21 protein-coding genes are annotated in these 26457 nt (G+C 63.8%); 10 read left to right on the forward strand and 11 right to left on the reverse strand.

Translation table 11 applies throughout. The features are described from left to right. Positions 1-304: 304 nt before the first annotated feature. On the forward strand, positions 305-2359 hold the full coding sequence (locus DXK50_RS08110) for a putative bifunctional diguanylate cyclase/phosphodiesterase (protein WP_212629943.1): 2055 nt from the start codon (positions 305-307) through the stop codon (positions 2357-2359). A gap of 60 nt (positions 2360-2419) precedes the next feature. Here the strand turns inward: DXK50_RS08110 and DXK50_RS08115 are convergent, their stop codons facing one another. Together DXK50_RS08115 and DXK50_RS08120 are read right to left on the reverse strand one after the other, a co-directional pair. Further along, on the reverse strand, positions 2420-3325 hold the full coding sequence (locus DXK50_RS08115) for a GIDE domain-containing protein (RefSeq protein WP_212629944.1): 906 nt from the start codon (positions 3323-3325) through the stop codon (positions 2420-2422). Between the two features lie 9 nt (positions 3326-3334). Beyond that, positions 3335-3907: a LemA family protein gene (locus DXK50_RS08120; RefSeq protein WP_212629945.1), complete on the reverse strand. Its 573-nt coding sequence runs from the start codon at positions 3905-3907 to the stop codon at positions 3335-3337. 187 nt (positions 3908-4094) lie between these two features. Between DXK50_RS08120 and DXK50_RS08125 the strand changes: the two genes are divergently transcribed. Beyond that, on the forward strand, positions 4095-5432 hold the full coding sequence (locus DXK50_RS08125) for an imelysin family protein (protein ID WP_212629946.1): 1338 nt from the start codon (positions 4095-4097) through the stop codon (positions 5430-5432). A gap of 75 nt (positions 5433-5507) precedes the next feature. Here the strand turns inward: DXK50_RS08125 and DXK50_RS08130 are convergent, their stop codons facing one another. After that, entirely contained in the window at positions 5508-6335 is an 828-nt protein-coding gene (locus DXK50_RS08130; RefSeq protein WP_212629947.1) for a helix-turn-helix transcriptional regulator, read from the reverse strand. Positions 6336-6340: 5 nt separating this feature from the next. Continuing rightward, on the reverse strand, positions 6341-6910 hold the full coding sequence (locus tag DXK50_RS08135) for a GNAT family N-acetyltransferase (protein ID WP_161865201.1): 570 nt from the start codon (positions 6908-6910) through the stop codon (positions 6341-6343). 202 nt (positions 6911-7112) lie between these two features. Here DXK50_RS08135 and DXK50_RS08140 point away from each other — a divergent pair, with 202 nt between their 5' ends. Next, positions 7113-10601 carry a hybrid sensor histidine kinase/response regulator gene (locus DXK50_RS08140; RefSeq protein WP_212629948.1) on the forward strand — a complete coding sequence of 1163 codons (3489 nt, stop codon included), beginning with the start codon at positions 7113-7115 and terminating at the stop codon, positions 10599-10601. Positions 10602-10871: 270 nt separating this feature from the next. Continuing rightward, on the forward strand, positions 10872-11819 hold the full coding sequence (locus DXK50_RS08145) for an alpha/beta fold hydrolase (RefSeq protein ID WP_161865203.1): 948 nt from the start codon (positions 10872-10874) through the stop codon (positions 11817-11819). Positions 11820-11847: 28 nt separating this feature from the next. Here DXK50_RS08145 and DXK50_RS08150 read toward each other — a convergent pair whose 3' ends face one another. Both DXK50_RS08150 and DXK50_RS08155 read right to left on the reverse strand, forming a co-directional pair. Further along, on the reverse strand, positions 11848-13209 hold the full coding sequence (locus DXK50_RS08150; protein WP_212630004.1) for a DNA recombination protein RmuC: 1362 nt from the start codon (positions 13207-13209) through the stop codon (positions 11848-11850). Between the two features lie 180 nt (positions 13210-13389). Beyond that, on the reverse strand, positions 13390-13641 hold the full coding sequence (locus tag DXK50_RS08155) for an SEL1-like repeat protein (protein ID WP_212629949.1): 252 nt from the start codon (positions 13639-13641) through the stop codon (positions 13390-13392). Between the two features lie 627 nt (positions 13642-14268). Here DXK50_RS08155 and DXK50_RS08160 point away from each other — a divergent pair. The 3 genes from DXK50_RS08160 to DXK50_RS08170 are packed head-to-tail and all read left to right on the forward strand — an operon-like array spanning position 14269 to position 17390. Then, complete coding sequence (locus tag DXK50_RS08160) at positions 14269-16824, forward strand: intermembrane phospholipid transport YdbH family protein (protein WP_212629950.1); 2556 nt, start codon at positions 14269-14271, stop codon at positions 16822-16824. 4 nt (positions 16825-16828) lie between these two features. Then, a complete protein-coding gene (locus tag DXK50_RS08165) occupies positions 16829-17020 on the forward strand; it encodes a YnbE family lipoprotein (protein WP_024309303.1) in 192 nt (63 codons plus the stop codon). A 31-nt stretch (positions 17021-17051) separates the two neighbouring features. Further along, positions 17052-17390: a YdbL family probable chaperone protein gene (locus DXK50_RS08170; protein ID WP_161865206.1), complete on the forward strand. Its 339-nt coding sequence runs from the start codon at positions 17052-17054 to the stop codon at positions 17388-17390. A 61-nt stretch (positions 17391-17451) separates the two neighbouring features. On the opposite strand, the gene grxD is transcribed toward DXK50_RS08170, so the two are convergent. Beyond that, entirely contained in the window at positions 17452-17778 is a 327-nt protein-coding gene (grxD, locus tag DXK50_RS08175; protein WP_074682640.1) for a Grx4 family monothiol glutaredoxin, read from the reverse strand. Between the two features lie 226 nt (positions 17779-18004). After that, positions 18005-20113, reverse strand: a complete 2109-nt coding sequence (locus DXK50_RS08180; protein ID WP_212629951.1) for a molybdopterin oxidoreductase family protein — start codon at positions 20111-20113, stop codon at positions 18005-18007. Positions 20114-20471: 358 nt separating this feature from the next. Between DXK50_RS08180 and argF the strand changes: the two genes are divergently transcribed. Beyond that, the gene (argF, locus tag DXK50_RS08185; RefSeq protein WP_024309306.1) at positions 20472-21392 is read left to right on the forward strand and encodes an ornithine carbamoyltransferase; all 921 of its coding nucleotides are present in this window, start codon (positions 20472-20474) and stop codon (positions 21390-21392) included. Then, the gene (locus DXK50_RS08190; protein ID WP_212629952.1) at positions 21389-22495 is read left to right on the forward strand and encodes an ABC transporter ATP-binding protein; all 1107 of its coding nucleotides are present in this window, start codon (positions 21389-21391) and stop codon (positions 22493-22495) included. Before argF ends, DXK50_RS08190 begins: the two co-directional genes overlap by 4 nt. On the opposite strand, the gene DXK50_RS08195 is transcribed toward DXK50_RS08190, so the two are convergent. From DXK50_RS08195 to ybaK, 3 genes are all read right to left on the reverse strand, one after another. Then, entirely contained in the window at positions 22496-23302 is an 807-nt protein-coding gene (locus DXK50_RS08195; protein ID WP_212629953.1) for a PhzF family phenazine biosynthesis protein, read from the reverse strand. A 126-nt stretch (positions 23303-23428) separates the two neighbouring features. Further along, entirely contained in the window at positions 23429-24916 is a 1488-nt protein-coding gene (gene glpK / locus DXK50_RS08200) for a glycerol kinase GlpK (RefSeq protein WP_212629954.1), read from the reverse strand. Between the two features lie 82 nt (positions 24917-24998). After that, the gene (gene ybaK, locus DXK50_RS08205; protein ID WP_024309310.1) at positions 24999-25469 is read right to left on the reverse strand and encodes a Cys-tRNA(Pro) deacylase; all 471 of its coding nucleotides are present in this window, start codon (positions 25467-25469) and stop codon (positions 24999-25001) included. 98 nt (positions 25470-25567) lie between these two features. Here ybaK and DXK50_RS08210 point away from each other — a divergent pair, with 98 nt between their 5' ends. After that, positions 25568-26326, forward strand: a complete 759-nt coding sequence (locus DXK50_RS08210) for a DeoR/GlpR family DNA-binding transcription regulator (protein ID WP_212629955.1) — start codon at positions 25568-25570, stop codon at positions 26324-26326. Positions 26327-26457: the final 131 nt, after the last annotated feature.

Genomic DNA, 26457 nt, shown 5'->3' on the forward strand with positions numbered 1-26457 from the left:
ACACGCCAGTGATGTTAGTTTTAGCCGTGAGCCGGCCCTAACGAGACCAGCTCGCGGTAGCCGGAAAAACGGTCTCAAAGCCTGACAAACACAGCGCACGGTCAATCCGACCAAGGGCATTCAAGTCTCGCGCAAGCGCACCGACATAGTGCAATGCATCAACCTGAATGCGCCGACTTTCATCAGGAACATTCCTTATCGGATAAAAAGTGCCACCAGACATGATGGCCCTTTGACGGCTAGGGCTAGATTGCCAATACTCTCGTCTGAATGACGCTGCACGCATCGACATAAGGAATTGCCTTTGAAGCTGGAACTGAAGAACAGCTTGTCACTCAAGTTGCTCCGCGTGGTGCTGCTTTCGGCACTGGTGGTTGGAGTGGTGTTGAGCTGCGCGCAGATCGTCTTCGATGCCTACAAGACGCGCCAGGCGGTCGCGAACGATGCGCACCGCATTCTCGGCATGTTCCGCGATCCGTCGACGCAGGCCGTGTACAGCCTTGACCGCGAAATGGGCATGCAGGTGATCGAGGGCCTGTTTCAGCACGAATCGGTGCGCTATGCCTCCATTGGTCACCCCAACGAGCCGATGCTCGCCGAGCGCTCGCGCGATCTGGCACAGATGCCCACGCGTTGGCTGACCGACCCGATCCTCGGCCAGGAGCAGCTGTTCTCGACCAAGCTGGTCGGCCGCGGTCCTTACAGCGAGTACTACGGCGATCTCAACATCACCCTCGACACGGCGCCCTACGGCGAGAGTTTCGTCACCAACTCGGTGATCATCTTCATCTCCGGCGTGCTGCGTGCCCTGGCCATGGGCCTGGTGCTCTATCTGGTCTACCACTGGCTGCTCACCAAACCGTTATCCAAGATCATCGAACACCTCACCAGCATCAACCCCGACCGTCCCAGCGAACATAAGTTGCCGATGCTCAAGGGCAACGAGAAGAACGAGCTGGGCCTGTGGATCAACACCGCCAATCAGTTGCTGGCTTCGATCGAACGCAACACCCACCTGCGTCGTGAAGCCGAGAACAGCCTGCTGCGCATGGCCCAGTACGACTTCCTCACCGGCCTGCCCAACCGCCAGCAACTGCAGCAGCAGCTCGACCAGATTCTCGAAGACGCCGGCCGCCTGCAGCGCCGCGTCGCCGTGCTCTGCGTTGGCCTCGACGACTTCAAGGGCATCAACGAACAGTTCAGTTACCAGAGCGGCGACCAGCTGCTGCTCGCCCTCTCCGATCGTCTGCGCAGCCACAGCGGCCGTCTCGGGGCGCTGGCACGCCTCGGCGGCGACCAGTTCGCCCTGGTGCAGGCCGATATTGAGCAGCCTTACGAAGCCGCCGAGCTGGCGCAGAGCGTGCTTGACGATCTGGAGCTGCCCTTTTTGCTTGATCAGCATGAAGTCCGCCTGCGCGCCACCATCGGCATCACCTTGTTCCCGGAAGACGGCGACAGCACCGAAAAGCTGCTGCAGAAAGCCGAGCAGACCATGACCCTGGCCAAGAGCCGCTCGCGCAACCGCTACCAGTTCTACATCGCCAGCGTCGATAGCGAGATGCGCCGCCGCCGTGAGCTGGAGAAGGACCTGCGTGACGCCCTGGCGCAGAACCAGCTGCACCTGGTCTACCAGCCCCAGGTGGATTACCGCGATCACCGCGTGGTCGGCGTCGAAGCGCTGCTGCGCTGGCAACATCCGCAGCATGGTTTCGTCGCGCCGGACCTGTTCATCCCGCTGGCCGAGCAGAACGGCACCATCATCCCCATCGGTGAATGGATCCTCGACCAGACCTGCCGGCAATTACGCGAATGGCACGATCAGGGCTTCAGCGATCTGCGCATGGCCATCAACCTGTCCACCGTGCAGTTGCACCACGCCGAGCTGCCGCGCGTGGTCAACAACCTGATGCAGGTCTACCGTCTGCCGCCCAAGAGCCTTGAACTGGAAGTCACCGAAACCGGCCTGATGGAAGACATCAGCACTGCGGCCCAGCATCTGCTCAGCCTGCGTCGCTCCGGTGCGCTGATCGCCATCGACGACTTCGGTACCGGCTATTCCTCGCTGAGCTATCTGAAGAGTCTGCCGCTGGACAAGATCAAGATCGACAAGAGCTTCGTGCAGGACCTGCTCGAAGACGAAGACGATGCGACCATCGTTCGTGCCATCATCCAGTTGGGCAAGAGCCTGGGCATGCAGGTCATCGCCGAGGGCGTGGAGACCGCAGAACAGGAGGCCTACATCATCGCCCAGGGCTGCCATGAAGGTCAGGGCTATCTGTACAGCAAGCCGCTACCGGCGCGTGAACTGACCCTGTTCCTCAAGCAGGCAAGGCGTCTGAGCTCAGCGGCGACACTCTGAGCGCCTCAAACAGAACGCCGCGATCCGTCGCGGCGTTTTAATTTCAGCCGGGCTCCAGACCTACCAATTCTGCACACCGAACAACCAGGCCGTGGCCAGCGCACCTGCCAGAAACAGCACGGCGCCGCCGCCAGCTTGCCAGTAGAAGTGGCGGGCCAGTTCATCCTCCCCACTGTTGGAAAGAATGAACGGCTGGCGCTCAGCAGGCTTGGCCATCTGATGCCGCGCCGGTTCGGAGGCCTTCTGCAGGTGCCGGTCCTCGGCCTCCAGCTGCGCGGCCAGGCGCACGCGATTCCATTCCTGCTCATCGAGCTCACCGTTGCCGTCGCTGTCGAAGCGCCGCAGCAGCCCCGCGTAGTCGCCCTTCCATTCGCGAATCACCTCACCCTGAGCGGCATGCCTGTCGAACCCCTGCTGCGCGGCGCCGAGGGTGCGAAAATCTCCGATGGCATAGAGCGGCTGGCCAACATGGAAGCGCTCCTCGCTGTAGCGATAGCGCTGGCCACTGCTGAGAAAGCCGAACAGCCCGGTCTTGGCCGGGCCCAGCGGGTGGCGCAGATTGCCCTCCCACACCTCGCGCACCGCCGCATTGATCTCGGCACCCCGCGGGTCGATCAGGCATTCGCCGGTGCCGTCGACCAGGCGCAACCAGGCGTCACTGGCGCCACTGTCGATCACTCGCCAGCTACGCTTCTTGCCGCTGGAACGGTATTCCTCGATACGAAAGCGCCACCACAGGCACGGCTTGCCGGTCAGCGGCCCGCGAAGGTGCATGTCCGGTAGCGCTTCGAGCACACCGTAAAGCTCCACATAACCCTGAGCTGCCGAGCGGATCTTCGAGGTGGGCGTATCGAGTAGATGACGCGCCTGCGACCAGCGCCGCAGACACCACCAGGCGCCGCCCAGGCAAGCGCCGAGGGTAAGCGCCAGGGTGAAGAAGAAACCCAGCGGGTCAGCCTGCATCATCGACGGGGCTCAGCTGAACAGCGACTTCATATCGACATCGGCCTTTTCCGCCTCGCTGAACACCAGCAGTTCGGCAGCCGGGAAGTTGAACAGGCGTGCGATGATCACGTCGGGAAACTGCTCAATGCGCACGTTGTTGAGGTTGACGGCCTCGTTGTACAGCTCACGGCGGTCTGCGATGCCATTCTCCAGTCCGCTGATGCGCTGCTGCAGATGCTGGAAGCTGTCGTTGGCCTTCAGCTCTGGATAGTTCTCGGCCAACGCAAACAGCTGGCCGAGACCGGCACGCAGGCCACTCTCGGCCTTACCCAGAGCACCGACATCATGTTGCTCGCGAGCACTGGCCACGGCGCTGCGCGCAGCGATCACCCGCTCCAGGGTCGAGCCTTCGTACTGCATGTACTGCTTGCAGGTTTCCACCAGCTTGGGCAATTCGTCATGACGCTGTTTGAGCAGGACGTCGATGTTCGACCAGGCCTTGCCCACCCCATGCTTGAGGCGCACCAGGCCGTTGTACACAGACACCGCGTAGGCGCCGAGCAGGATGAGGACGACGATGACGATCACGGTGGTCAGGCTCATGCAGTTTTCTCCATGCAGAACTGCGTATCAGGTGCTGGCATTCTAACGGCAGCAGCGACCTCCGGCAGCGATATCACGCACAACGACGAATAATGGCCTTTACACATAATGCGAAACATTTGCATTATGTTGCGGTTTTTCAGGTACACCTGCGTACCGCCCATTCGCACATGCAAAGGACCCCGCCATGATTCGTATGCCCCTGGCCTCCGCCAGCCTGCTGGCCATCGCCATTTCACTCGCTGGCTGCGGCGAAGACAAAGCCCCTGCCACCCAGGCCGCAGCGCCTGCTGCCGCCACCGAGAGCTCGGCTCCGGCCGCTGCGGCGAAGGTCGACGAGGCAGCGGCAAAGGCTGTGGTCAATCATTACGCCGATCTGGCCCTGGCCGTATTCAGCGACGCTGCCAGCACCGGGAAGCAACTGCAGGCGGCAGTGGACGCCCTGCTCGCCAATCCCAGCGAAGACACACTGAAAGCAGCGCGTGAAGCCTGGCTGGCTGCTCGCGTGCCTTACATGCAGACCGAGGTTTTCCGTTTCGGCAACCCGGTGGTCGACGAGTGGGAAGGCCAGCTCAATGCCTGGCCGCTGGACGAAGGCCTTATCGACTACGTTGCCGAGGACTACCAGCACGCGCTGGGCAACCCGGGTGCCCAGGCCAACATCATCGCCAATACCGAGATCCAGATCGGCGAAGACAAGATCGACGTCAGCGAGATCAACGGAGAACTGCTGGCCAGTCTGAACGAGCTGGGCGGCTCCGAAGCCAACGTCGCCACTGGCTACCACGCCATCGAATTCCTGCTCTGGGGCCAGGACCTGAACGGTACCGAGCCCGGTGCTGGCGAGCGTCCCTACACCGACTACCTGGTTGGCGAAGGCGCCACTGGCGGTCACAACGAGCGCCGCCGCACCTACCTGAAAGCCGCCACCGACCTGCTGGTCAGCGATCTGGATGAAATGGTCGAGCAGTGGAAGGACGGCGTGGAAGGCAACTACCGCAGCGAGCTGGTCGCCGACTCCGCCGAGAACGGCCTGCGCAAGATGCTGTTCGGCATGGGCAGTCTGTCGCTCGGCGAGCTGGCTGGTGAGCGCATGAAGGTGGCGCTGGAGGCCAACTCCACCGAAGACGAGCATGATTGCTTCAGCGATAACACCCACAACTCGCACTTCTACAACGGCAAGGGCATTCGCAACGTCTACCTGGGCGAATACAAGAAGGTCGACGGCAGCACCCTGACCGGCCCGAGCCTGTCCGAGCTGGTCGCCAAGGCCGACGCCCAGGCCGATGCCGCCCTCAAGGCCGACCTGCAGGAAACCGAAGCCAAGCTGCAGGCACTGGTCGACAGCGCCGAGAAGAACAACGTGCACTTCGACCAGTTGATCGCAGCCGACAACGCCGAAGGCCAGCAACTGGTGCGTGACGCCATCGCCGCCCTGGTCAAGCAGACCGGCGCAATCGAGCAGGCCGCGGGCAAGCTGGGCATCAGCGACCTGAACCCGGACACCGCCGACCACGAGTTCTGATCGACGCAGCGGGCTGAAGAAGCCGGCGCCCCGATAAGGAGCGCCGGTTTTTTTATGCCTGGTATTGGCCTGCTGTCAGCTCCGGGCCACCGCGCTGCGGTATTCGCCAGGGCTCACCCCATAAGCCTGCTTGAACTGCCGTGACAGGTGGCTCTGGTCGGCAAAGCCCAGCTGCATGGCCACATTGACCGCCGTGCAGCCCGTCTTGAGCAGCGCCCGCGCCTGCTCCAGGCGCCGCTGCTTGAGCCAGGCGTGCGGCGGCAGCCCGGTCGCACGGCGAAATACCCGGGCGAAATGAAACGGCGAAAGGTTGACCGCGGCCGCCAGTTCTTCCAGTGACGGCGGCTCGCTCAGGCGCTCGGCGAGCATCTGCTTGGCACAGGCCACGGCCCAAGGCTCACGCCCGGGCGCAGCTGGCTCGGCAAGCCGTGCGTGACGCCGGAACAGCAGCAGAATGGCCTCACGCCAGGCCAGTTGCTGCTGCAATGCTTCGGCACCGTCCTCAAGCAGGCAGTGCAGTTGCAGGAAGGCGCTGTGCAACTGCGGATCATGCAGCACGCTGGAGGAAAACGACGGCATACCCGCCTTGGCCAGCCCCAGTTCCTGCAGCGCCCCCAGCACCTGGTCATTACCCGGGTAGAAGCCGCGATAGCGCCAGCCGTCCTCATGCGCCTTGGAGCCGGTGTGCACTTCGTCCGGATTGATCAGCACCATGCTGCCCTGCGGAGCCAGATGGTCGCTGCCACGATGGCGAAAGCGCTGCGCGCCATGCTCGATCACGGTGAACACGAAGCCTTCATGCACGTGAGGCGCGAAACGCTGTTCGAGGTAGCGTGCCTGCAGCAGCTCGACCCCGCTCAATGCGGAGGCCTGCCAGAAGCGGGTCTGCTCGCGGGTCTGCATGCTGTTCAGGCGCCGAAGCCCGCCTCCATCGCCTCGCGCAGCGCCGGCCATTGCTGGTCGGTGATGCTGTAAAGCACCGTGTCGTCGAGGCGGCCATCGGCGAGCCGCCGATGGTTGCGCAGCAGCCCTTCGCGGAGGGCGCCCAGTTTCTCGATGGCACGTTGCGAGCGCAGGTTGCTGGCGGCAGTTTTCAGCTGTACCCGGACCATGCCCCAGTTGTCGAACGCATGCCGGAGCATCAGGTACTTGATGGTGGTATTCAGACCGCTGCCGTGCTGGTTGCGATCGAGCCAGGTCCAGCCGATTTCGCAGGCTGGCAGGCTGTTCATGAAGTCGCCGAAGCGGGTGGTCCCCACCAGCGCGTCGCCCAGGCGAATGACGAAAGGAAGTGCCCGCTGCTCGCGCAAATCGGCCAAAGCGCTGCGGTACCAGTCCAGGCGCTGGGTACCGCTCATGTACAGCAGCTCCTCGCGATTGGCCTCGGCCAGCGCCACCAGCGCAGGGATATCCGCGTCGCAAAGCGGTTCCAGGCGCAAAGCGCCACGTTGCAAAGTCACCAGTTGCGGCTTGAACATAGGGTGCTTCCTCAGGACCTTCCCTGGCTTACTTGCAAACCGGCCACGCTATCAGGCCCTGGGCTGCGACACAATCGAGCCTTGTCGCAAAGCACAGCGTCGCCCCTGCGACCTTGGTCGCAGCCGACAGCACCCGGCTTTGTGCAACACTGATCCCCATCGTTTCGTCCTGTTTCGTTCCACTGCGTGTTTCGGAGTCTGCATGTCGCTGTCCCCCGGGCTGATCGCCGCGGTCGCCCTGATCTACATGGCCATTCTTTTCGCCATCGCCTTCTATGGCGACCGCCGCAGCGCGCCGATGCCGCCGAAAGTCCGTGCATGGGTGTATTCGCTGTCGCTGGCGGTGTATTGCACCAGCTGGACCTTCTTCGGCGCCGTCGGCCAGGCAGCCGAGCAACTGTGGTCGTTCCTGCCGATCTACCTCGGCCCGATCATCCTGCTGCTGACCATGCCCTGGGTGCTGCAGAAGATGGTGATGATCAGCAAGCAGGAGAACATCACCTCGATCGCCGACTTCATCGCCGCGCGCTACGGCAAGTCGCAGTCGCTGGCCATCGTCGTCGCGCTGATTTGTCTGGTGGGCGTGCTGCCCTACATCGCCCTGCAGCTCAAGGGCATCGTGCTCGGGGTCAATCTGCTGATCGGCGTGCACGCCCAGGACACCGGCACCAGCGCACAGGACACCGCACTGATCGTTTCGCTGGCGCTGGCGCTGTTCACCATTCTGTTCGGCACGCGCAATCTCGACGTCACCGAACACCACCGCGGCATGGTGCTGGCAATCGCCTTCGAATCGCTGGTCAAGCTGCTGGCCTTCCTCGCCGTCGGCGCCTTCGTCACCTTCGGTCTGTACAACGGCTTCAACGACCTGCTGCTGCAGGCGCACAACACTGCAGAACTGGACGATTTCTGGAACGAAGCGGTGAACTGGCCGGCGATGCTGGTGCAGACCGGCATGGCCATGATCGCCATCGTCTGCCTGCCGCGGCAGTTCCACGTCACCGTGGTGGAAAACATCGAACCCAAGGACCTGCGCCTGGCTCGCTGGGTTTTTCCGGCCTATCTGGTGCTGGCGGCACTGTTCGTCGTGCCCATCGCCCTGGCCGGGCAGATGCTGCTGCCGGCCGGCGTGACGCCGGACTCCTTCGTCATCAGCCTGCCGCTGGCCGAAGCTCATCCGGGGCTGGCGGTACTGGCATTCATCGGCGGCGCCTCGGCGGCTACCGGCATGGTGATCGTCGCTTCGGTGGCGCTGTCGACCATGATTTCCAACGACATGCTGCTGCCCTGGCTGCTGCGTCGGCAGAGCACGGAGCGGCCTTTCGAGGCCTTCCGTCACTGGATGCTCACCGCCCGCCGGGTCAGCATCGTGCTGATCCTGCTGCTGGCCTACGTCTGCTATCGCCTGCTCGGCGAAGGCACCAGCCTGGCGACCATCGGCCAGGTCTCGTTCGCCGCCATCGGCCAGCTGGCGCCGGCAATGTTCGGCGCCCTGGTGTGGAAGCAGGCCAACCGCCGCGGCGTGTTCGCCGGCCTGATCTTCGGCGCCATGCTCTGGTTCTACACTCTGGTGCTGCCACTGGCGGCACGTGGCATGGGTTGGTCGCTGGACAGCTTCCCGGGGCTCACCGCCCTGCTCTACGCCCCCATCGGCCTGCAGGTCGACCCGCTGACGCGCGGCGTGGTGCTGTCGCTGGCCGGCAACATGCTGCTGTTCGCCTGGGTATCCTGGTTCTCGCGCACACGGGTTTCCGAACACTGGCAGGCCGGGCGCTTCATTGGCCATGACCTGGGCACCAAGCCCAGCAGCCGCAGCCTGCTGGCGGTGCAGGTGGCCGACCTGCTGATGCTGTCCAGCCGCTTCGTCGGCGAGGAACGCGCCCGTCAGAGCTTCACCCGCTTCGCCTTGCGCCAGGGTAAAAGCAAGAACTTCGACCCCAATCAGCCGGCCAACAGCGAATGGATCGCCCACACCGAACGCCTGCTCGCCGGTGTGCTCGGTGCATCGTCGACCCGCGCGGTGGTCAAGGCGGCCATCGAAGGCCGCGAGATGCAGGTCGAAGACGTGGTGCGCATCGTCGACGAAGCCAGCGAGGTGCTGCAGTTCAACCGCGCCCTGCTGCAGGGCGCGATCGAGAACATCACCCAGGGCATCAGCGTGGTCGACCAGAACCTGCGCCTGGTGGCCTGGAATCACCGCTACCTGGAATTGTTCGAGTACCCCGAGGGGCTGATCTACGTCGGCCGGCCGATTGCCGAGATCATCCGCTTCAACGCCGAGCGCGGTATGCTCGGCAGCGGAGATGTCGAAGAGAACGTCGCCAAGCGCCTGTACTGGATGCGCCAGGGCACCGCGCACAGCTATGAGCGGGTGTTCCCCAATGGCCGGGTGATCGAGCTGATCGGTAACCCCATGCCGGGCGGCGGCTTCGTCATGAGCTTCACCGACATCACCGAATTCCGCGAAGCCGAGCGCGCCCTCAAGGACGCCAACGAGAGCCTGGAGCGGCGAGTGGCCGAGCGCACCTTTGAGCTGTCGAAACTGAACCAGGCGCTGACCGAGGCCAAGGCCCACGCCGAAGCCGCCAACCAGTCGAAGACGCGCTTCCTGGCGGCGGTCAGCCATGACCTGATGCAGCCCCTCAATGCTGCGCGCCTGTTCTCCGCAGCGCTGGCCCATCAGGACGACGCCCTGCCCAGCGAAGCCCAGGAACTGGTCCGGCACCTGGACAGCTCGCTGCGCTCGGCCGAAGACCTGATCACCGACCTGCTGGATATCTCGCGCCTGGAGAACGGCCGGATCACCCCGGATCGCCACCCCTTCGCCCTCTCCAGCCTGTTCGATACCCTCGCCGCCGAATTCGGCGTGCTGGCTGCCGAACAGGGCATCGACCTGCGGGTGCACGGCAGCCGGCAGTGGATCGACAGTGACATCAAGCTGCTGCGCCGGGTATTGCAGAACTTCCTGACCAACGCCTTCCGCTACGCCAAGGGTCGCGTGGTACTGGGCGTGCGCCGCGAAGGCGAGCAGTTGCGTCTGGAAGTGTGGGACCGTGGCATGGGCATTCCCGAGGACAAGCGCAAGGTGATCTTCGAGGAATTCAAGCGCCTGGACAGCCACCAGACCCGCGCCGAGAAAGGTTTGGGCCTCGGCCTGGCGATTGCCGATGGCCTGTGCCGCGTGCTCGGCCATCGCCTGGAGGTGCGCTCCTGGCCGGGCAAGGGCAGCGTGTTCAGCGTCAGCGTACCGCTGGCGAGAAAACCGGCACCGAAACCACAGGGCCCGACCGTTTCGGCGGCGGACGGGCAACCCCTGCAAGGCACTCAGGTGATCTGCATCGACAACGAGGACAGCATCCTCACCGGCATGTACAGCCTGCTCTCACGCTGGGGTTGCCAGGTGTGGACAGCGCGCAACCGTCTGGAATGCGAGCATCTGCTCAGCGAAGACGTACATCCGCAGCTGGCGCTGGTGGATTATCACCTCGACGAGGGCGAGACCGGCACCGAACTGATGGCCTGGCTACGCACCCGCCTGGGCGAACCGGTACCCGGCGTGGTGATCAGCGCCGACGGCCGCCCGGAACTGGTCGCCGAGGTGCATGCCGCAGGCCTCGACTACCTGCCCAAACCGGTCAAGCCGGCCGCCCTGCGCGCATTGCTCAGTCGCCATCTGGTGTTGCGCGGTTAAGGTCAGGCGCCTTGCCTGGACCGCATGTGCCTGCCTGCGACCGAGCCCCTAACCAAGGGTTGGACTTGCGCGGCGCAGGCTCTCAACAAAAATGGCCAGAATGCCCGTTCCAGAGCGGCGTGGAGGTTCGTCCCCCACAGCTGATGCCGCCCCCGCCACGGCTAGGCACAGGCGCGCCAGCGCTCAACAATGGTCCTTACACCACAGGATGTAATGATCATTCCCGGAGCCTGCCATGCCCCTGCGTACCCAGCCACTCGGTATCTCGCGATGAACGCGCCGCTGCCAATTCGTGACCTGCCACCCCGCCAGCTGGATATTGATAGCGACGGCCTGCGTCTGCGCGCCTATCTCTGGGACAGGCCCGGTGCTCCGACTCTGCTGCTGGTGCATGGCTATCCCGACAGCCACGAGATCTGGCGCCCGCTGATCCATGAGCTGGCCGGCGACTATCGAATCGTCGCCTACGATGTGCGTGGCTGTGGTGCATCCGAGATGCCGAAACGACTGCGCGACTACCGCCTGGAGCAGTTGGGGCGCGACCTGGCAGCGGTGGTGCAAGCCACCAGCGCGGATCGCCCGGTACACCTGGTCGCCCATGACTGGGGCTCGATCCAGAGCTGGGAGGCCGTGACCGAGCCAGGTATCCAGCCGCTGCTGGCGTCCTACACCAGCATCTCCGGCCCCTGCCTCGACCATGTCGGCCACTGGATGCGCGAGCGCCTGAGCCTGCGCCGCCCTGATGCCCTGCTGCAGGCACTGAGACAACTGCTCAGCTCCTGGTACATCGCCTTCTTTCACATTCCGTTGCTACCGGAACTGGGCTGGCGCCTGGGCCTGGATCGAGCCTGGCCCAGGCTGCTGCGGCGTCTCGAAGGCGTGCGTAACCTGCCGTCGAGCCCGACGCAGCGCAGCGATGGCATGCACGGCGTGCAGCTGTATCGCGCCAACTTCATACGCAGTCTGTTCAGACCGCGCTCGCGCAGCACCCGCGTGCCGGTGCAATTGATCGTGCCGTTGCACGACCGCTTCGTGCGCCCGCAGCTGTTCGAGGATTTGCAACGCTGGGCGCCACTGCTGACCCGCCGGGAAGTTCGCGCCGGCCATTGGCAACTGCTGGCCGAACCCACTGCGCTGGCCGGCTGGCTGCGCGACTATGTGGACAGGCTCGAACAACCCAGCCCTCGGCCGGACCGACCGGAAGACAACCCAAGCTAGCGACGCGGCGATAAGGAGCGACGGCCGCTCACTCGCCCAGTTCGTCCAATGCCGGCAGATCGGCAGAGCGTTCGAGCAACTCGCCCGGCAGGCTCTTGCTCGCGCGGGCGCCCAGCAGCTTGAGGTTTTCCACACGACCGACGAGGTTGCCGCGGCCGTCGACCAACTTGTTGCGCGCGCTGGCGTAGGCCTTGTCCAGCTGCTGCAGGCGGTTGCCCATTTCGTCCAGATCGGCGACGAAGGCCACGAACTTGTCGTACAGCTGGCCGGCGCGCTCGGCGATCTCGCGCGCGTTCTGGCCCTGGCGCTCCTGACGCCAGAGGCTGTCGATCACCCGCAGGGTCGCCAGCAAGGTGGTCGGGCTGACGATCACCACCTGCTGCTCGAAAGCCTCCTGAAACAGGTCCGGCTCTGCCTGCAACGCCGCGGCGAAAGCGGCTTCGATGGGCACGAAGAGCAGGACGAAATCCAGGCTGTGCAGGCCTTCGAGGCGCTGGTAATCCTTGCCGGAAAGCCCCTTGAGGTGGCTGCGCAGCGAGATCAGATGCTGCTTGAGCGCCTGCTGGCGAATCGGCTCTTCCACCGCCGAGACATACTGCTGGTAGGCACTGAGGCTGACCTTGGCATCGACGATCACCTGCTTGTCGCCGGGCAGACGGATCAGCACGTCAGGCTGGAAACGCTCGCCGCCGGCGCCCTTGAGGCTGACCTGAGTCTGGTATTCACGCCCCTTCTCCAGGCCGGCATGCTCCAGTACACGCTCCAGCACCAGCTCGCCCCAGTTGCCCTGGGTCTTCTGTCCCTTAAGTGCACGGGTCAGGTTGGTCGCTTCGTCGCCCAGGCGCTGGTTGAGCTGCTGCAGGCGCTCCAGCTCCTTGCTCAGGGAAAAGCGTTCGCGCGCCTCTTGCTGATAGCTCTCGTCGACGCGCTTCTCGAATGCCTGTATGCGCTCCTTGAGCGGGTCGAGCAGTTGGCCGAGGCGCTGCTGACTGGTCTCGGCGAAACGCTGCTCGCGCTCGTCGAAGATCTTCGTCGCCAACTCGGAGAACTGGGCACGCAGCTCATTGCGCGCCCCCTGCAGGTCATCGAGGCGTTGCTGCTGGTTATCGCGGTTCTCCTGCAGCTCGGCCGCCAGTGCCGCACATTCTGCGGTCAGCCGGCGCAGCTCGGCTTCGTTGCGTTCACGCTGCTGATTCCAGGATTGAGCGGCCTCGCGAGCGATCTGCCGCTCCTGCTGCAGCAGTTCGTTCTCACGGCGCAGGCCGGCCAGCTCGGTCTGCTGGTCAACCTTGATTTCGCTGATCTCGGCCAGCTCGGCACGGCACGCATCGAGCTGCGCCAGCAGACCGGCCTGGCTCAGTTGGGCGTGCTCCAGGCGCTCCTGCAGCAGCGCATGTTCGCCCTGCTCGCGAGTCAGTCGGCGTTGCAGTGACCACAGCCCCGCCAACAGCGGGACCAGCGCGACGACGGCGCCGATGGCGAGAGAGAGAGGATCGATTGGCATAGACGCTCCATGTTGAACCGCCGAGCAGTATACCCAGCCAGCGATTCACACGGGGCCAGCACGCATTCAGCGTGATAGGCGCTCCAGCTCCAGCTGGGCGCAGCGGTCGCCTGCACGAGCGGCCTGGCGCAGCAGTTCATAGCCGATACGGCGATCACGGGTGTTGCCGCAGTCGCGGCAGAGCAGTTGGCCCAGGCGGCTTTGCGCCTGCACACAGCCTCTGCGCGCGGGCTGCTTGAGCAGATTGCCGGCGATGCGCTTGACGCTGGGCGTTTGCCCCAGACGCGGATTGTCGAGCAGCCATAGCGCAACGCGCATGGGCAGACGAGAAGAAGCGGAGCCAGTAGCAGAGGACGAAGAAGGTAAAGCGCGAGGCATAAATAAAGGGGGGGTGACTGCCGGGGCGCGCCACTCTACTCCTTTTTTGCCGAAGGTAAAGTCTTGCCTGGCGGACGGATTGTCGTTCCATAAAAGAGTTCCGCCACAATCCACAGAAGCTGTGGATAACTCCGTGAACAACTTGAGCGAAAGCGCTGCCAGGCCCGATGTTTCGGGGCTCCGAGACAAACTGTCGATTTTTTCACCAATGAAAAAAATGCATATTTTTCATTGACTTAAAAATCATCCACGAAAAATCAAACGTTTAGCGACGTTTCTGACAGTGATGTGACAGGCTGCTTCAGCTTTGTGCACAACTCGCTGCGACATATCCGCGCAGCGCTCTGTATCGGGGCATCCAAACGACTCATGCAGCCGACATGCGGGTCTGCGATAACCTCTCCCTGCACCAGAAACTGCACCCAGCGAAACGGCCGTGGTCGGTCCGCCTATCCATGGCAGATCGCACGCAGGGTCGAACAAGCGCCACTGCGCGAAATCAGATCGGCTTGGCACCCTTCGGAGCATGGGGTACCGTCCCGCAACTGCACCTGGCAAGGAGAACTCATGAGCCGCTGGCGTTTCTGGCTGAGCATCTGCATGGCGATTGCGGTGCTGCTATCGCTAGTGGCCTGCTACGCCGCCTATCGCGTGCAGCAGTTGCTCGACGAGCAGCATGTCGAGCTGGACTGGCAGGGATTGAGCCTCACCTGGCGTGGCCTGCGGCTGCGCGAGGTGAGCCTGGTGCAGCGGCAACAGGATGAATTGCACGCTCACGCCAAGCAGGTGCATCTGCAATGGCTGGCCAGCGAAACGCCGCGCTACCGCCTGGCTGCGCAGGGCCTGCGAGTGGAGTGGCTGCCGACACAGACAGAGGCGCAAAACCCGCCCGACAGCGACCTCGACGCCACCTTCCAGGCAATATCGAATGCCCTGCCCTGGCTGCCGAGGCAGATCGAACTGCGCGATATCCAGGCGCAACTGCCCTGCATCAATGGCCGTTGCGCACTCGATGGCGAGCTCGACGTGCAGCGTCTGGACGATGCCTTGCAGGTGCGCGCGCGACTGCTACGCGAAAACCACAGCGCCGTATTGCAAGCGCACCTGCAGGGGCTCGATGGCGCTCTGGATAGTGCGCGCCAGTTGCAGATGACTCTGCACCTCGATGAACAACAACAGATGGAGCTGCACAGCGACCTGGCCGCTCAGGGCGATGCACTGCAATGGAATGGCGACCTGCTGCTCGCGCCGCTACAGGAAATAGCCTGGGTCGCCGTCTGGCTGAGCGAATGGACATCACTGGACACCGCCAATCTGCCAGCGACGCCGCAGCAGGCCGGCATCATCGCCCAATGGCAACTGCAGCTGCCGCAGACCACCCGCCAGCTTGGCGAGCTGCTGACCGCGCCTGGATGGCTACGTGTCGACGCCCAGCTGCCGCAGCCCTGGCCACTGCCCGGCATAGGCCTGCTAAGCGGTGAACTGCAGCTCGACCTGCGCAATGCCGCAAGCGCCTGGCAAGCGCGCAAGTTGCACGGCAACCTGCAACTCGACACCCAGAGCGCGCCCTGGCTGACCGCCCTGCCAAGCGGTCTGAGAACAAGCCGTGTGCAATTGCAGCTGCAGCCGCTGGAAAGCAATCCGGATACCCCGCTGGCCCTGCAGCTGAAGCTCGTCGCGGAAGGGGCGCTGCAGGTTAAGGCCAACGCCGAGCTAGGCCTGCAGCAATCACGCGACTGGGCGCTGGAGGTGCGCCAGTTGCAGCTCGATGCCCGTGCCAAGCGAGTGGACCTGGACAGCAATCGAGCCGACGGCCTGCAGCTGAACCTCGACCTGTCTGGCAAGGTCACAGCGCAACAGCTGCAACTCGCGCTGGCCGGCAACTCGCGTCTGGAGACTCAGCGCCTGCGCGGTGCCGACCTGGATCTGCAACAGGCCAGGTTGACCCTCGCCGGCCTGGGCGTGACCGGCGCGCCCCGTGCGCCGACACTGTCCGGCCCGCTGGCGCTGCGCGTGCAGAATCTGCAGCACGCACAACTGCAGGCCCAGGGCTGGCAATGGCAGGGCCGGATGGAGGCCGACAGCGCTCGCCAGAAGCTCGATGGCGCCCTGTTGGCCGACTCAGGCTTGAGCATGACTCTGGGACTGAACAATACCGCCGATGGCCTGGCGCTGAACGCCACGCTCGACGAGCTGTTTCTGCGTGCGGGTAACCCGCTCGCGCAAACCCTGGCCAGTTGGCCGCCACTGCTGACCCCGGAAAACGGCCGCATTCAGGGCAACGCCAGCCTCAACCTGCCCAGCGGCAAGCCTCTGCAACTGCGGGCGAAGCTCAGCGGCAAGGGCCTGGCAGGTATCTACGACCGCAGCACGCTGAGCGGTGTGGATGGCGAACTGCAGCTGCACCTGGCGGGCGACCGCCTGAAACTGGAACTGCCGAGCCTCAGCGCCAGACAGATCGACCCCGGCATCGCCCTCGGCCCGTTGCATGTGCAGGCCAGCTATCAGGCCAGCCTGCAGCATCCGATGGCCGGCAAGCTCAGCCATCAGCGCGCAGAACTGGGAGTTCTCGGCGGCAGCCTGCGCCTGGAACCGGCGACCTGGGCACTGGATCGGTCGAGCCAGCTGCTGCCACTGAAGCTCAGTGGCCTCGACCTGCAGGAACTGTTTCGTGTGTATCCAGCCGAGGGACTGGCCGGTAACGGGCTGATCGACGGCACGCTGCCCCTGCGCCTGGGTGGGGCGATCAGCATCGAGCAGGGGTTGATCGAAGCCAGGCCACCGGGAGGGCAACTGCGTTTTCGCTCGCCGCGCATCCGCGCCATGGGTCAGGCCAACCCGGGCATGAAGCTGGTCACCGACGCGCTGGAAGATTTCCACTACGATCTGCTCAGCAGTAGCCTCGACTATGATCAGTCCGGCACACTGCGTCTCGGCATGCGTCTACATGGACAGAACCCGGCCATCGAGCAGGGCCGCCCGATTCACTTCAACATCAACCTGGAAGAAGACATTCCGACCCTGCTGGCGAGCCTGCAACTGACCGACAAGGTCAGTGACATCATCCAGCGACGGATTCAGCAACGGATGCGCCAGCGTGTCCCTCAAGAAACGAAGGAGTAGCGCCATGCGCACGTACCGCCTCCTCGCCGCCCTGAGCCTGGCATTGCTGTGCCAGGCCTGTACCCCGACGGTGCAGCTGGCCATGCCCAACGAGCCGATCAACATCAACCTCAACGTCAAGGTCGAGCACGAAATCTACATCAAGGTGGACAAGGCGCTGGACAACGTATTCAACGAAGACAGTGGTCTGTTCTGAACCCGCCGAACAGGTTCTACGGAGAGAGACGATGATTCGATACATTTCAACCCTGCTCCTGGCGCTGACCCTGAGCCTGCCGGCTTATGCGCTGAACCTCAACCAGGCCATGAGCGCCCTGGGCGACGCCAAGGCCAGCGGCCAGCTGGGCGAGCAGCCCAACGGCTATCTCGGCGTGGTCAAGCCCGGCGGCCAGGCCGACGAAATCGCGCGCCTGATCAACCAGGCACGCCGCGCCGAATACCAGAAGGTGGCCAAGGACAATGGCATCAGCCTGAGCGACGTGGAAGCCATTGCCGGCAAGAAGGCCATCGAGCGCACGCCCAAGGGCCAGTTCATCCAGCTGAACGGCCAGTGGCTGCAAAAATAGATGCCAGACGGCAGAAACGAAAGAACCCGCCTAGGCGGGTTCTTTTTTGCGAGCGCAGCGATCAGGCGTCGGCTTTGCCCACGGCATCCTTGATCAGGGTCTGCAGTTCGCCCTTCTCGTACATCTCGGTGAGGATGTCGCTACCGCCGACCAGCTCGCCGCCGACCCACAGCTGCGGGAAGGTCGGCCAGTTGGCGTACTTCGGCAGGTTGGCGCGGATTTCCGGGTTCTGCAGGATGTCGACATAGGCGAACTTCTCGCCGCAGCCCATCACTACCTGCGCAGCACGGGCAGAGAAGCCACACTGCGGGGCGTTGGGCGAGCCTTTCATGTACAGCAGAACGGTGTTGTTGGCGATCTGCTCTTTGATGGTTTCGATGATATCCATGGGGCACCTCAGCATAGACTTCGCGACCCGACGGTCGCCACGGTGGCGCGATTGTAGCGAAAAGCCGAGCATAATGCTCGGCCTTGCCGTCATCCCCAGAACTGTTTACGACCTAGCGAGCTAGAGCCATGCAAGGCAAAAACAGGCGAGGACGCGGAGTTTACAAGTTGTAAATGAGCAGTCCGAGCCTGTTTTTAACGCAGCAGGGCCGACGCGCAGCAGGTCGTTACGCAGCCACCACCTCAACCGGCACGCCGTTAAGCACCGCATTGCCGGACAACGCATCGAGGCGGCGCTCGTCGGTCAGGTCATTGGCGCTGGCGCCGGGCTGGGCCTGTGCGATGTCCAGTTGCACGCCCGGGCGGGCATGGCCCCAACCATGCGGCAAACTGACCACACCGGCCATCACCTCGTCGCTGGCCGCCACCTCCACCTCGATGCTGCCGACGCGCGAACGCACCTGTACACGCTGCCCATCGGCCAGGCCGCGACTGGCCAGGTCTACCGGGTTCATCAGCAACTGATGACGCGGCTTGCCCTTCACCAAACGGTGATAGTTGTGCATCCACGAATTGTTGCTGCGTACATGGCGGCGACCGATCAGCAGCAGTTCATGGACACCAGGCAACTCCTGCCCGGCAAAGCGCGCCAGGTCTGCCAGCAACGGTTCGGGCGCTGCCTGCACGGCCTTGCTCGGAGTTTTCAGCCGTGCCGCCAGGTTCGGTTGCAGAGGTCCCAGGTCAAGACCATGGGGATGCTCGCGCAAGCTGGCCAGGCTGAGCTTGTGCTCGCTGCGATCGCCATAGGCGCCGAAGCGCAGCCCCATGTCGATCATCTGCTCCGGCGCCATGGTCGGCTTCAGTTCAAGGTTGTTGCGCGCGGCAAAGGCCTTGGCCAGACCGACGAAAATTTCCCAGTCGTGCAGTGCACCGTCCGGCTTGGCCAGCACAGCCTCGTTGAAGCGGGTGACATTACGCACCGCGAACAGGTTGAAGGTGGTGTCGTAATGATCGTGCTCCAGCGGCGCGGTCGGCGGCAGGATCAGGTCGGCGTAACGGGTGGTCTCGTTGATGTAGAAATCCACCGAGAGCATGAAGTCCAGGCCGTCCAGCGCCCGCTCCAATTGGCGACCGTTGGGCGTCGACAGCACCGGGTTGCCGGCTACCGTGACCAGCGCGCGAATCTGCCCTTCTCCAGGGGTCAGCATCTCTTCGGCCAGCGCCGAGACAGGCAGCTCGCCGCCATATTCCGGCAGGCCGGACACGCGGCTCTGCCAGCGGTTGAAATGGCCACCGGAAGTACTCGCCACCAGATCGACCGCCGGCGAGGTGCAAAGCACGCCGCCGACGCGGTCCAGATTGCCGGTCACCAGGTTGATCAGTTGCACCAGCCATTGGCACAGCGTGCCGAAGGCCTGGGTGGACACCCCCATACGGCCGTAGCACACCGCCTTGTCGGCTGCGGCAAAATCACGCGCCAGTTGCCGGATGGTGTCGGCCGGTACGCCACAGCGAGCGCTCATCGCCTCGGCGTGGAAGTCGGCGATCACCGCGCGCACCCGCTGCAGCCCTTCCACCGGCAGATGGCTGTCGCGGGTCAGGCCCTCCTCGAACAGGGTGTTGAGCAGCGCCAGCAGCAGCGCGGCATCGCTGCCGGGGCGCACGAACAGGTGCTGATCGGCGATGGCCGCGGTTTCACTGCGCCGCGGGTCGACCACCACCAGCTTGCCGCCACGAGCCTGGATGGCCTTCAGGCGCTTTTCCACGTCCGGCACGGTCATGATGCTGCCGTTGGAGGCCAGCGGATTGCCGCCGAGGATCAGCATGAAGTCAGTGTGATCGATATCGGGAATCGGGATCAGCAGGCCGTGGCCATACATCAGATGGCTGGTCAGGTGATGCGGCAACTGGTCGACCGAGGTAGCGGAAAAGCGATTGCGGGTTTTCAGCTGACCGAGGAAGTAATTGCCGTGGGTCATCAGCCCATAGTTGTGCACACTGGGATTACCCTGATAAACGGCCACGGCGTTCTGCCCATGTTCGGCCTGGATCGCACTCAGGCGCTCGGCCACCAATTCGAACGCTTCCTCCCAGCCGATGGCCTGCCACTGCTCGCCGATGCGCCGCATGGGCTGGCGAATGCGGTCGGGGTCGTTCTGGATATCCTGAAGCGCCACAGCCTTGGGACAGATATGGCCACGGCTGAAGCTGTCCTGGGCATCGCCCTTGATCGAGCGAATCTGCATGGCGCCATCCGGCTGGGTTTCGGTTTCGATGGCAAGGCCGCAGATGGCTTCGCACAGGTGGCACGCACGGTAATGGAGGGACTTGGTCATGGCCTGGCCTCTTGTTCTGATCCGAGACGACCGGTCAGGTCGCAGGTTTCGCACTATGGGCCGAGCACGGGGACGACGCCAGCAGGGTTCGTCCCGTGAATCGATAGGCATCATGGGTGCCGATTCAGGTGCTGCCGCCTTCAATATCGCTGGCGCCAAAGCTTTGGCAAAAAGGCTTGTAAAACAGGATTCTGCGCCTGCGCAGCCGGTAACTTGCGCCGTCTCGTCATTTCCTTATAGGATCGCGCCTTCCCCTGTTTCGTCGCACCCTGCGGCCTCCTGCCGCAAGCTCTGCTGTTTTTGTCGGTTTTGTCACCGGACACAGGCTTGCGAACTGTAGTGATAAAGGTAGTTAACGATGAGCGTCAGACACTTCCTCTCGATGATGGATTACACACCGGACGAACTGGTGGGGTTGATCCGCCGAGCCATCGAGCTGAAGGACCTGCGCAACCGCGGCGTACTGTTCGAGCCGCTGAAGAATCGCGTGCTGGGCATGATCTTCGAGAAGGCCTCGACCCGCACCCGTCTGTCGTTCGAAGCCGGCATGATCCAGCTCGGCGGCCAGGCCATCTTCCTCTCGCCGCGCGACACCCAGCTGGGTCGTGGCGAGCCGATCGGCGACGCGGCCATCGTCATGTCGAGCATGCTCGACGCGGTGATGATCCGTACCTTCGCCCATAGCAACCTCACCGAATTCGCCGCCAAATCGAAAGTGCCGGTGATCAATGGCCTGTCCGATGACCTGCACCCCTGCCAGCTGCTGGCCGACATGCAGACCTTCCTCGAACATCGCGGCAGCATCGCCGGCAAGACGGTGGCCTGGATCGGCGACGGCAACAACATGTGCAACTCCTATATCGAAGCGGCGATCCAGTTCGACTTCCAGCTCAAGGTCGCCTGCCCTGAGGGCTACGAGCCGGACGCGCGCTTCCTCGCGCTGGCCGGTGACCGCGTGCAGGTGCTGCGTGACCCGCGCGAAGCCGTGGCCGGCGCTCATCTGGTGAGCACCGATGTATGGGCCTCCATGGGCCAGGAAGACGAAGCCGAACAGCGTATGGCGCTGTTCCGCCCTTATCAGGTCACCCCCGCACTGCTCGATAACGCCGCACCGGACGTGCTGTTCATGCACTGCCTGCCGGCGCACCGCGGCGAGGAAATCAGCCTCGACATGCTCGACGACCCACGCTCGGTTGCCTGGGCCCAGGCCGAGAACCGCCTGCACGCGCAGAAGGCGCTGCTCGAACTGCTGGTCGAGCCGGCGTATCACCACGCATGAGCCAGCCGCTGCTGCAGCTACGCGGGCTGAACTGCGGCTACCAGACTCACAAGGTGGTGCAGGATCTCGACCTGCACCTCAACGCTGGCGATATCGGCTGCCTGCTGGGGCCATCGGGCTGCGGCAAGACCACCACGCTGCGCGCCATCGCCGGTTTCGAGCCGGTGCTCGAAGGTGAGATCGAACTCGATGGCGAAATCATCTCCCGCGCCGGTTTCACCCTGGCACCGGAAAAACGCCATATCGGCATGGTGTTTCAGGATTACGCCCTGTTCCCACACCTCAGCGTGGCGGAGAACGTTGCCTTCGGCATCCGCAAGCAAGCCAACGCCGAGCGCGTCACCCAGGAGCTGCTGGAACTGGTCAAACTCGGCAACCTGGCCAAGCGCTACCCGCACGAGCTCTCCGGCGGGCAGCAACAACGTGTCGCCCTGGCCCGCGCCCTGGCGCCGGAGCCGAAGCTGCTGCTGCTGGACGAACCCTTTTCCAACCTCGATGGCGAGTTGCGTCGGCGCCTGAGCCACGAGGTCCGCGATATCCTCAAGACCCGAGGCACCAGCGCCATTCTGGTCACCCACGATCAGGAAGAGGCTTTCGCGGTCAGCGATCATGTCGGCGTGTTCCAGGGCGGTCGTCTGGAGCAGTGGGACACCCCGTTCAACCTCTACCACGAGCCATTGACGCCCTTCGTCGCCAGCTTTATCGGTCAGGGTTACTTCATTCGCGGCCAGTTGCTCAGCCCGGATACGGTACAGACCGAACTCGGCGTGATACGCGGCAACCGCGCCTACACCTGGGCACAAGGCAGCGCGGTGGATGTGCTGCTGCGCCCGGATGACATCGTCGCCGATGAAGGCAGCGATCTGAAGGCGCGCATCGTCGGCAAGACCTTCCTCGGCGCCGCGACCCTGTATCGCCTGCAACTGCCCACCGGCAGCCAGCTGGAATCGATCTTCCCCAGCCATGCCGACCACCAGCCAGGCGATGAAGTGGGCATTCGCATCGCCGCCGATCACCTGGTGGCCTTCCCGGCCCTGGGCAGCGTGGCGGCGCAGCTGCAACTGAGCGATTCCGGCGGCGTGCGCCGGGTCAGCAGCAACTGATCAGAGCATCAGCTGGCCGCTGGCGATATGCCGCGCGTGGCCCGCGATCTTCACCCGGCCACCGTCCAGACGGCAGAGCAACTCACCACCTCGTGTCGAGCACTGAAAAGCGCTGAGCTCGCTGCGGCCCAGGCGTTCGGCCCAGTACGGCACCAGCATGCAGTGTGTCGAACCGGTCACCGGGTCCTCGTCGATGCCGATGGCAGGCGCAAAGTAACGCGAGACGAAGTCATGCCGCTCGCCTGCTCCGGTGATCAGCACGCCAAGGCCCGGCAACGCCGCGAGCGCCGGCAGATCGGGGGTAAAGCCGCGCACCTGCGCTTCGGACGCCAGCACCACCATCAATTCCTGCACGCTGCCATCGGCATTGAGCAGGGCCAGCACCTGCTGCGCGGGCTGATCCATCGCGCGCTCGACCTCGGCTTGCAGCGACGCCGCCACCGGTACCACCGGACGCACGGGGAAATCCAGCTCCAGCCGCTCCCCTCGACGAGTCACGCGCAAAGCGCCGGACAGGCAGGTGAACTGCAGTACGTCGCCCGCCTCGTGATAGAGATCGAACAGCACCTTGGCGCTGGCCAGGGTCGCATGGCCGCACAGCGGCACCTCGCTGGTTGGAGTGAACCAGCGGATGTGCCAGGCCTCCCCTTCCTTCACCACGAATGCCGTCTCGGCCAGGTTGTGCTCGGCGGCGATACGCTGCATCAGCGATTCGTCCAGCCAGGCATCCAGGCGATAGACCATGGCGGGATTGCCCGCGAAAGGTTGCTCGGTAAAGGCGTCAACTTGATGAAATTCGAGCGGCATGATGCGTTCCTGGCCAGATCAGAAACGCCAGCATGCCTGCGCCAGGTCACCTGCAACAGGTACAGTTGCTGTTTTCCAGATACGCGAGAGCATCGCGGCTGAAGCCGCTCCTACGAGCCCGATAGATCAGGGCTCGCTGCGCACGCGCTTGACCGCATCCAACCAACCGGCGTAGAGACGCTCGCGATGCGCGTCGTTCATCCGCGGTTCGAAACGCTGCTGACGATGCCAATGACTGGCGACGGCATCGAGGTCGCGATACAGCCCGAGTTTCAGCCCTGCCAGATAGGCGACGCCGAGCGCAGTGGTCTCGGTGACTTCGGGCCGCTCGACACTGACACCGAGGATGTCGGCGAGAAACTGCATGACCCAGTTGTTCTCCACCATGCCACCGTCGACACGCAGCGCGCTGGGCGCCGCCGCGCCGTCCTGACGCATGGCTTCGAGCAGGTCGCGGGTCTGGTAGCACACCGACTGCAGGCCGGCGGTGACGATCTCCTTGATGCCGGTATCTCGGGTCAGACCGAAGATGGCGCCACGCGCTTTCGGGTCCCAGTAAGGTGCGCCCAGACCGGTGAAGGCCGGCACCAAAAACACCCCGCAGGCCTCTCCCGTCGCTTCGGCCAGGGCCTCGCTTTCGCGCGCATGGCTGATCAGCTTGATGCCGTCGCGCAGCCACTGCACGGCGGCGCCGGCGACGAAGATGCTGCCTTCGACCGCGTAGGTGACCTTGCCATCAAGGCGATAGCCGACGGTGGTGAGCAGACGATTCTTCGAACTCACCGGCTGCTCGCCGGTGTTCTGGATCATGAAGCAGCCGGTGCCATAGGTACTCTTGACCATACCCGGTTCGAAGCAGGCCTGACCGATCAAGGCTGCCTGCTGGTCGCCGGCCATGCCCAGCACCGGGATGCTGGCGCCGAGCAACTCGGCTTCGGTATGGCCGAACTCGGCAGCGCAGTCGAGCACTTCCGGCAGCAGGCTGGCGGGAATGCCGAACAGCTTAAGCAGCTCTTCGTCCCACTGCTGGGTGTGGATATTGAACATCAGTGTGCGCGAAGCATTGCTGGCATCGGTACGGTGCACCTTGCCATCGGTCAGACGCCACAGCAGGAAGCTGTCGACCGTACCGAAACGCAGCTCGCCGCGCTCCGCCCGCTCCTGTGCGCCTGGCACGTTCTGCAGGATCCAGCGCAGCTTGGTGGCGGAGAAATACGGGTCGATCAGCAGGCCGGTCCTGGCCGAGACCATCGCTTCGTGGCCTTGGTCCTTGAGTCCGGCGCAATAGTCGGCGGTGCGACGATCCTGCCAGACGATGGCCGGATGGATCGGCGTGCCGGTCGCAGCATCCCAGACCAGCGTGGTTTCACGCTGGTTGGTGATGCCGATAGCAGCGATCGCATCGGGCTGCAGACCGCTGCTGGCGATGGCATCGCGGCAGACCTTGAGCGTGGACAGCCATATCTCCTGGCCGTCGTGCTCGACCCAGCCATCCTGCGGGAAGTACTGCTTGAATTCCTGCTGAGCACGCGCCACGGGCAGGCCCTGAGCACTGAAGATGATGGCGCGGGAGCTGGTGGTGCCCTGGTCGATGGCTAGCAGGTATTGAGACATGCAAGGTTCCTTGTTGTTATTGCCAACGATCGCTGCTGTTGACCGCAGGATGACTTATTTTGCTTGCAGCATACTGCGCGGCTCAGGCTTTGCCGATAGCGGCAAAGTGTCCCTGAGTATGCTGGGCCAGGGTGTCGGCCGAGAGCTCGAGCTCCAGCCCACGCCGGCCGCCGCTGACATGAATGGTGGAATGCAGGCGCGCCGACTCGTCGATGAAGGTGCGCAGGCGCTTCTTCTGCCCCAGCGGGCTGATGCCGCCGACCAGATAGCCGGTGGCACGCTGCGCTGCCGTCGGGTCGGCCATATCGGCCTTCTTCGCTCCGGCAGCCGCCGCCAGCGCCTTGAGATCGAGGCTGCCGGCCACCGGCACCACGGCCACCAGCAGCTCGCCCTTCTCGGTGGCCGCGAGCAGTGTCTTGAATACGCGCTCGGGCGCCAGGCCCAGTTTCTCCGCCGCCTCCAGCCCGTAGGACGGCGCCTTGGGGTCGTGCTGGTAACTGTGTACGCGGTGTTCGGCCTTGGCCTTCTTCAACAGATCGATTGCAGGCGTCATGTTCGAATGTGAAAACACTGGGAAAGATGCCCTACATTAACAGGCCGAAATCCTCCGCATCTACAGCCTATAATGGGTGACCATCACAGGAAGCGCTCATGAATCTCGCTCCCCGCCAGCACGACATCCTCAATCTCGCCCGTGAACGCGGCTACGTCAGCATCGACGAACTGGCCCAGGCGTTCGCCGTCACGCCGCAGACCATCCGCCGCGACATCAACCAGCTGGCCGAGCACGGCCTGTTGCGCCGCACCCATGGCGGCGCCGCCTGCGAAGCCTCGAGCATCCAGAACACCGCCTATGGCATGCGCGCCGGGCAGATGCGCGAGGAGAAGCAGCGCATTGCCGAAGCCGTGGCGGCGCAGATTCCCGACCACGCCTCGCTGTTCATCAACATCGGTACCACCACCGAGGCCATCGCCCGTGAACTGCAGAACCACAAGGGTCTGAAGATCATCACCAACAACCTGCACGTGGCCGCTCAGCTCAGCGCCAAGGCCGACTTCGAGGTTCTGGTGGCCGGCGGTACGGTGCGCAGCGATGGCGGCATCGTCGGCCAGGCGGCGGTGGACTTCATCCAGCAGTTCAAGGTCGACTACGCCATCGTCGGCATCAGCGGCATAGACGAAGATGGCAGCCTGCTCGATTTCGACTACCAGGAAGTGCGCGTTTCCCAGGCCATCATCGAAAATGCCCGGCAGGTTTTCCTCGCCGCCGATTCCAGCAAGTTCGGCCGTAACGCCGTGGTGCGCCTGGGCTCCATCGCCCTGGTCGACCGCGTTTTCACCGATAGCGCGCCCTCCGCCGCCATCACCCGCCTGCTGAACAGCCACAAGGTCCAGCTCGACCTGGTCTGAGCACGCTCCCTCCGAACGACGCCCAAGCTCCTTTCACCACCACTCGGCGCGCAATCGCGCGCCGGGGTAGCGAAGTTGCGCATGTTCGTCTAGGATATTTTCGAAAGTGAACATAAACACATTCGAATCCA

Origin of the sequence: Pseudomonas sp. KB-10, from assembly GCF_018221585.1 — a bacterium.
Taxonomy (GTDB): Bacteria; Pseudomonadota; Gammaproteobacteria; order Pseudomonadales; family Pseudomonadaceae; genus Aquipseudomonas; species Aquipseudomonas yangonensis.

Bases quoted from the DNA above. Each gene is read 5' to 3' on its own strand.
- argF (WP_024309306.1), top strand. From the start codon at position 20,472: ATGAGCGTCAGACACTTCCTCTCGATGATGGATTACACACCGGACGAA.
- DXK50_RS08145 (WP_161865203.1), top strand. From the start codon at position 10,872: ATGAACGCGCCGCTGCCAATTCGTGACCTGCCACCCCGCCAGCTGGAT.
- glpK (WP_212629954.1), bottom strand. From the start codon at position 24,916: ATGTCTCAATACCTGCTAGCCATCGACCAGGGCACCACCAGCTCCCGC.
- DXK50_RS08210 (WP_212629955.1), top strand. From the start codon at position 25,568: ATGAATCTCGCTCCCCGCCAGCACGACATCCTCAATCTCGCCCGTGAA.
- DXK50_RS08165 (WP_024309303.1), top strand. From the start codon at position 16,829: ATGCGCACGTACCGCCTCCTCGCCGCCCTGAGCCTGGCATTGCTGTGC.
- DXK50_RS08140 (WP_212629948.1), top strand. From the start codon at position 7,113: ATGTCGCTGTCCCCCGGGCTGATCGCCGCGGTCGCCCTGATCTACATG.
- DXK50_RS08120 (WP_212629945.1), bottom strand. From the start codon at position 3,907: ATGAGCCTGACCACCGTGATCGTCATCGTCGTCCTCATCCTGCTCGGC.
- DXK50_RS08160 (WP_212629950.1), top strand. From the start codon at position 14,269: ATGAGCCGCTGGCGTTTCTGGCTGAGCATCTGCATGGCGATTGCGGTG.
- DXK50_RS08125 (WP_212629946.1), top strand. From the start codon at position 4,095: ATGATTCGTATGCCCCTGGCCTCCGCCAGCCTGCTGGCCATCGCCATT.
- DXK50_RS08190 (WP_212629952.1), top strand. From the start codon at position 21,389: ATGAGCCAGCCGCTGCTGCAGCTACGCGGGCTGAACTGCGGCTACCAG.
- DXK50_RS08155 (WP_212629949.1), bottom strand. From the start codon at position 13,641: ATGCGCGTTGCGCTATGGCTGCTCGACAATCCGCGTCTGGGGCAAACG.
- DXK50_RS08180 (WP_212629951.1), bottom strand. From the start codon at position 20,113: ATGACCAAGTCCCTCCATTACCGTGCGTGCCACCTGTGCGAAGCCATC.
- DXK50_RS08170 (WP_161865206.1), top strand. From the start codon at position 17,052: ATGATTCGATACATTTCAACCCTGCTCCTGGCGCTGACCCTGAGCCTG.
- DXK50_RS08115 (WP_212629944.1), bottom strand. From the start codon at position 3,325: ATGATGCAGGCTGACCCGCTGGGTTTCTTCTTCACCCTGGCGCTTACC.
- grxD (WP_074682640.1), bottom strand. From the start codon at position 17,778: ATGGATATCATCGAAACCATCAAAGAGCAGATCGCCAACAACACCGTT.
- ybaK (WP_024309310.1), bottom strand. From the start codon at position 25,469: ATGACGCCTGCAATCGATCTGTTGAAGAAGGCCAAGGCCGAACACCGC.
- DXK50_RS08130 (WP_212629947.1), bottom strand. From the start codon at position 6,335: ATGCAGACCCGCGAGCAGACCCGCTTCTGGCAGGCCTCCGCATTGAGC.
- DXK50_RS08135 (WP_161865201.1), bottom strand. From the start codon at position 6,910: ATGTTCAAGCCGCAACTGGTGACTTTGCAACGTGGCGCTTTGCGCCTG.
- DXK50_RS08195 (WP_212629953.1), bottom strand. From the start codon at position 23,302: ATGCCGCTCGAATTTCATCAAGTTGACGCCTTTACCGAGCAACCTTTC.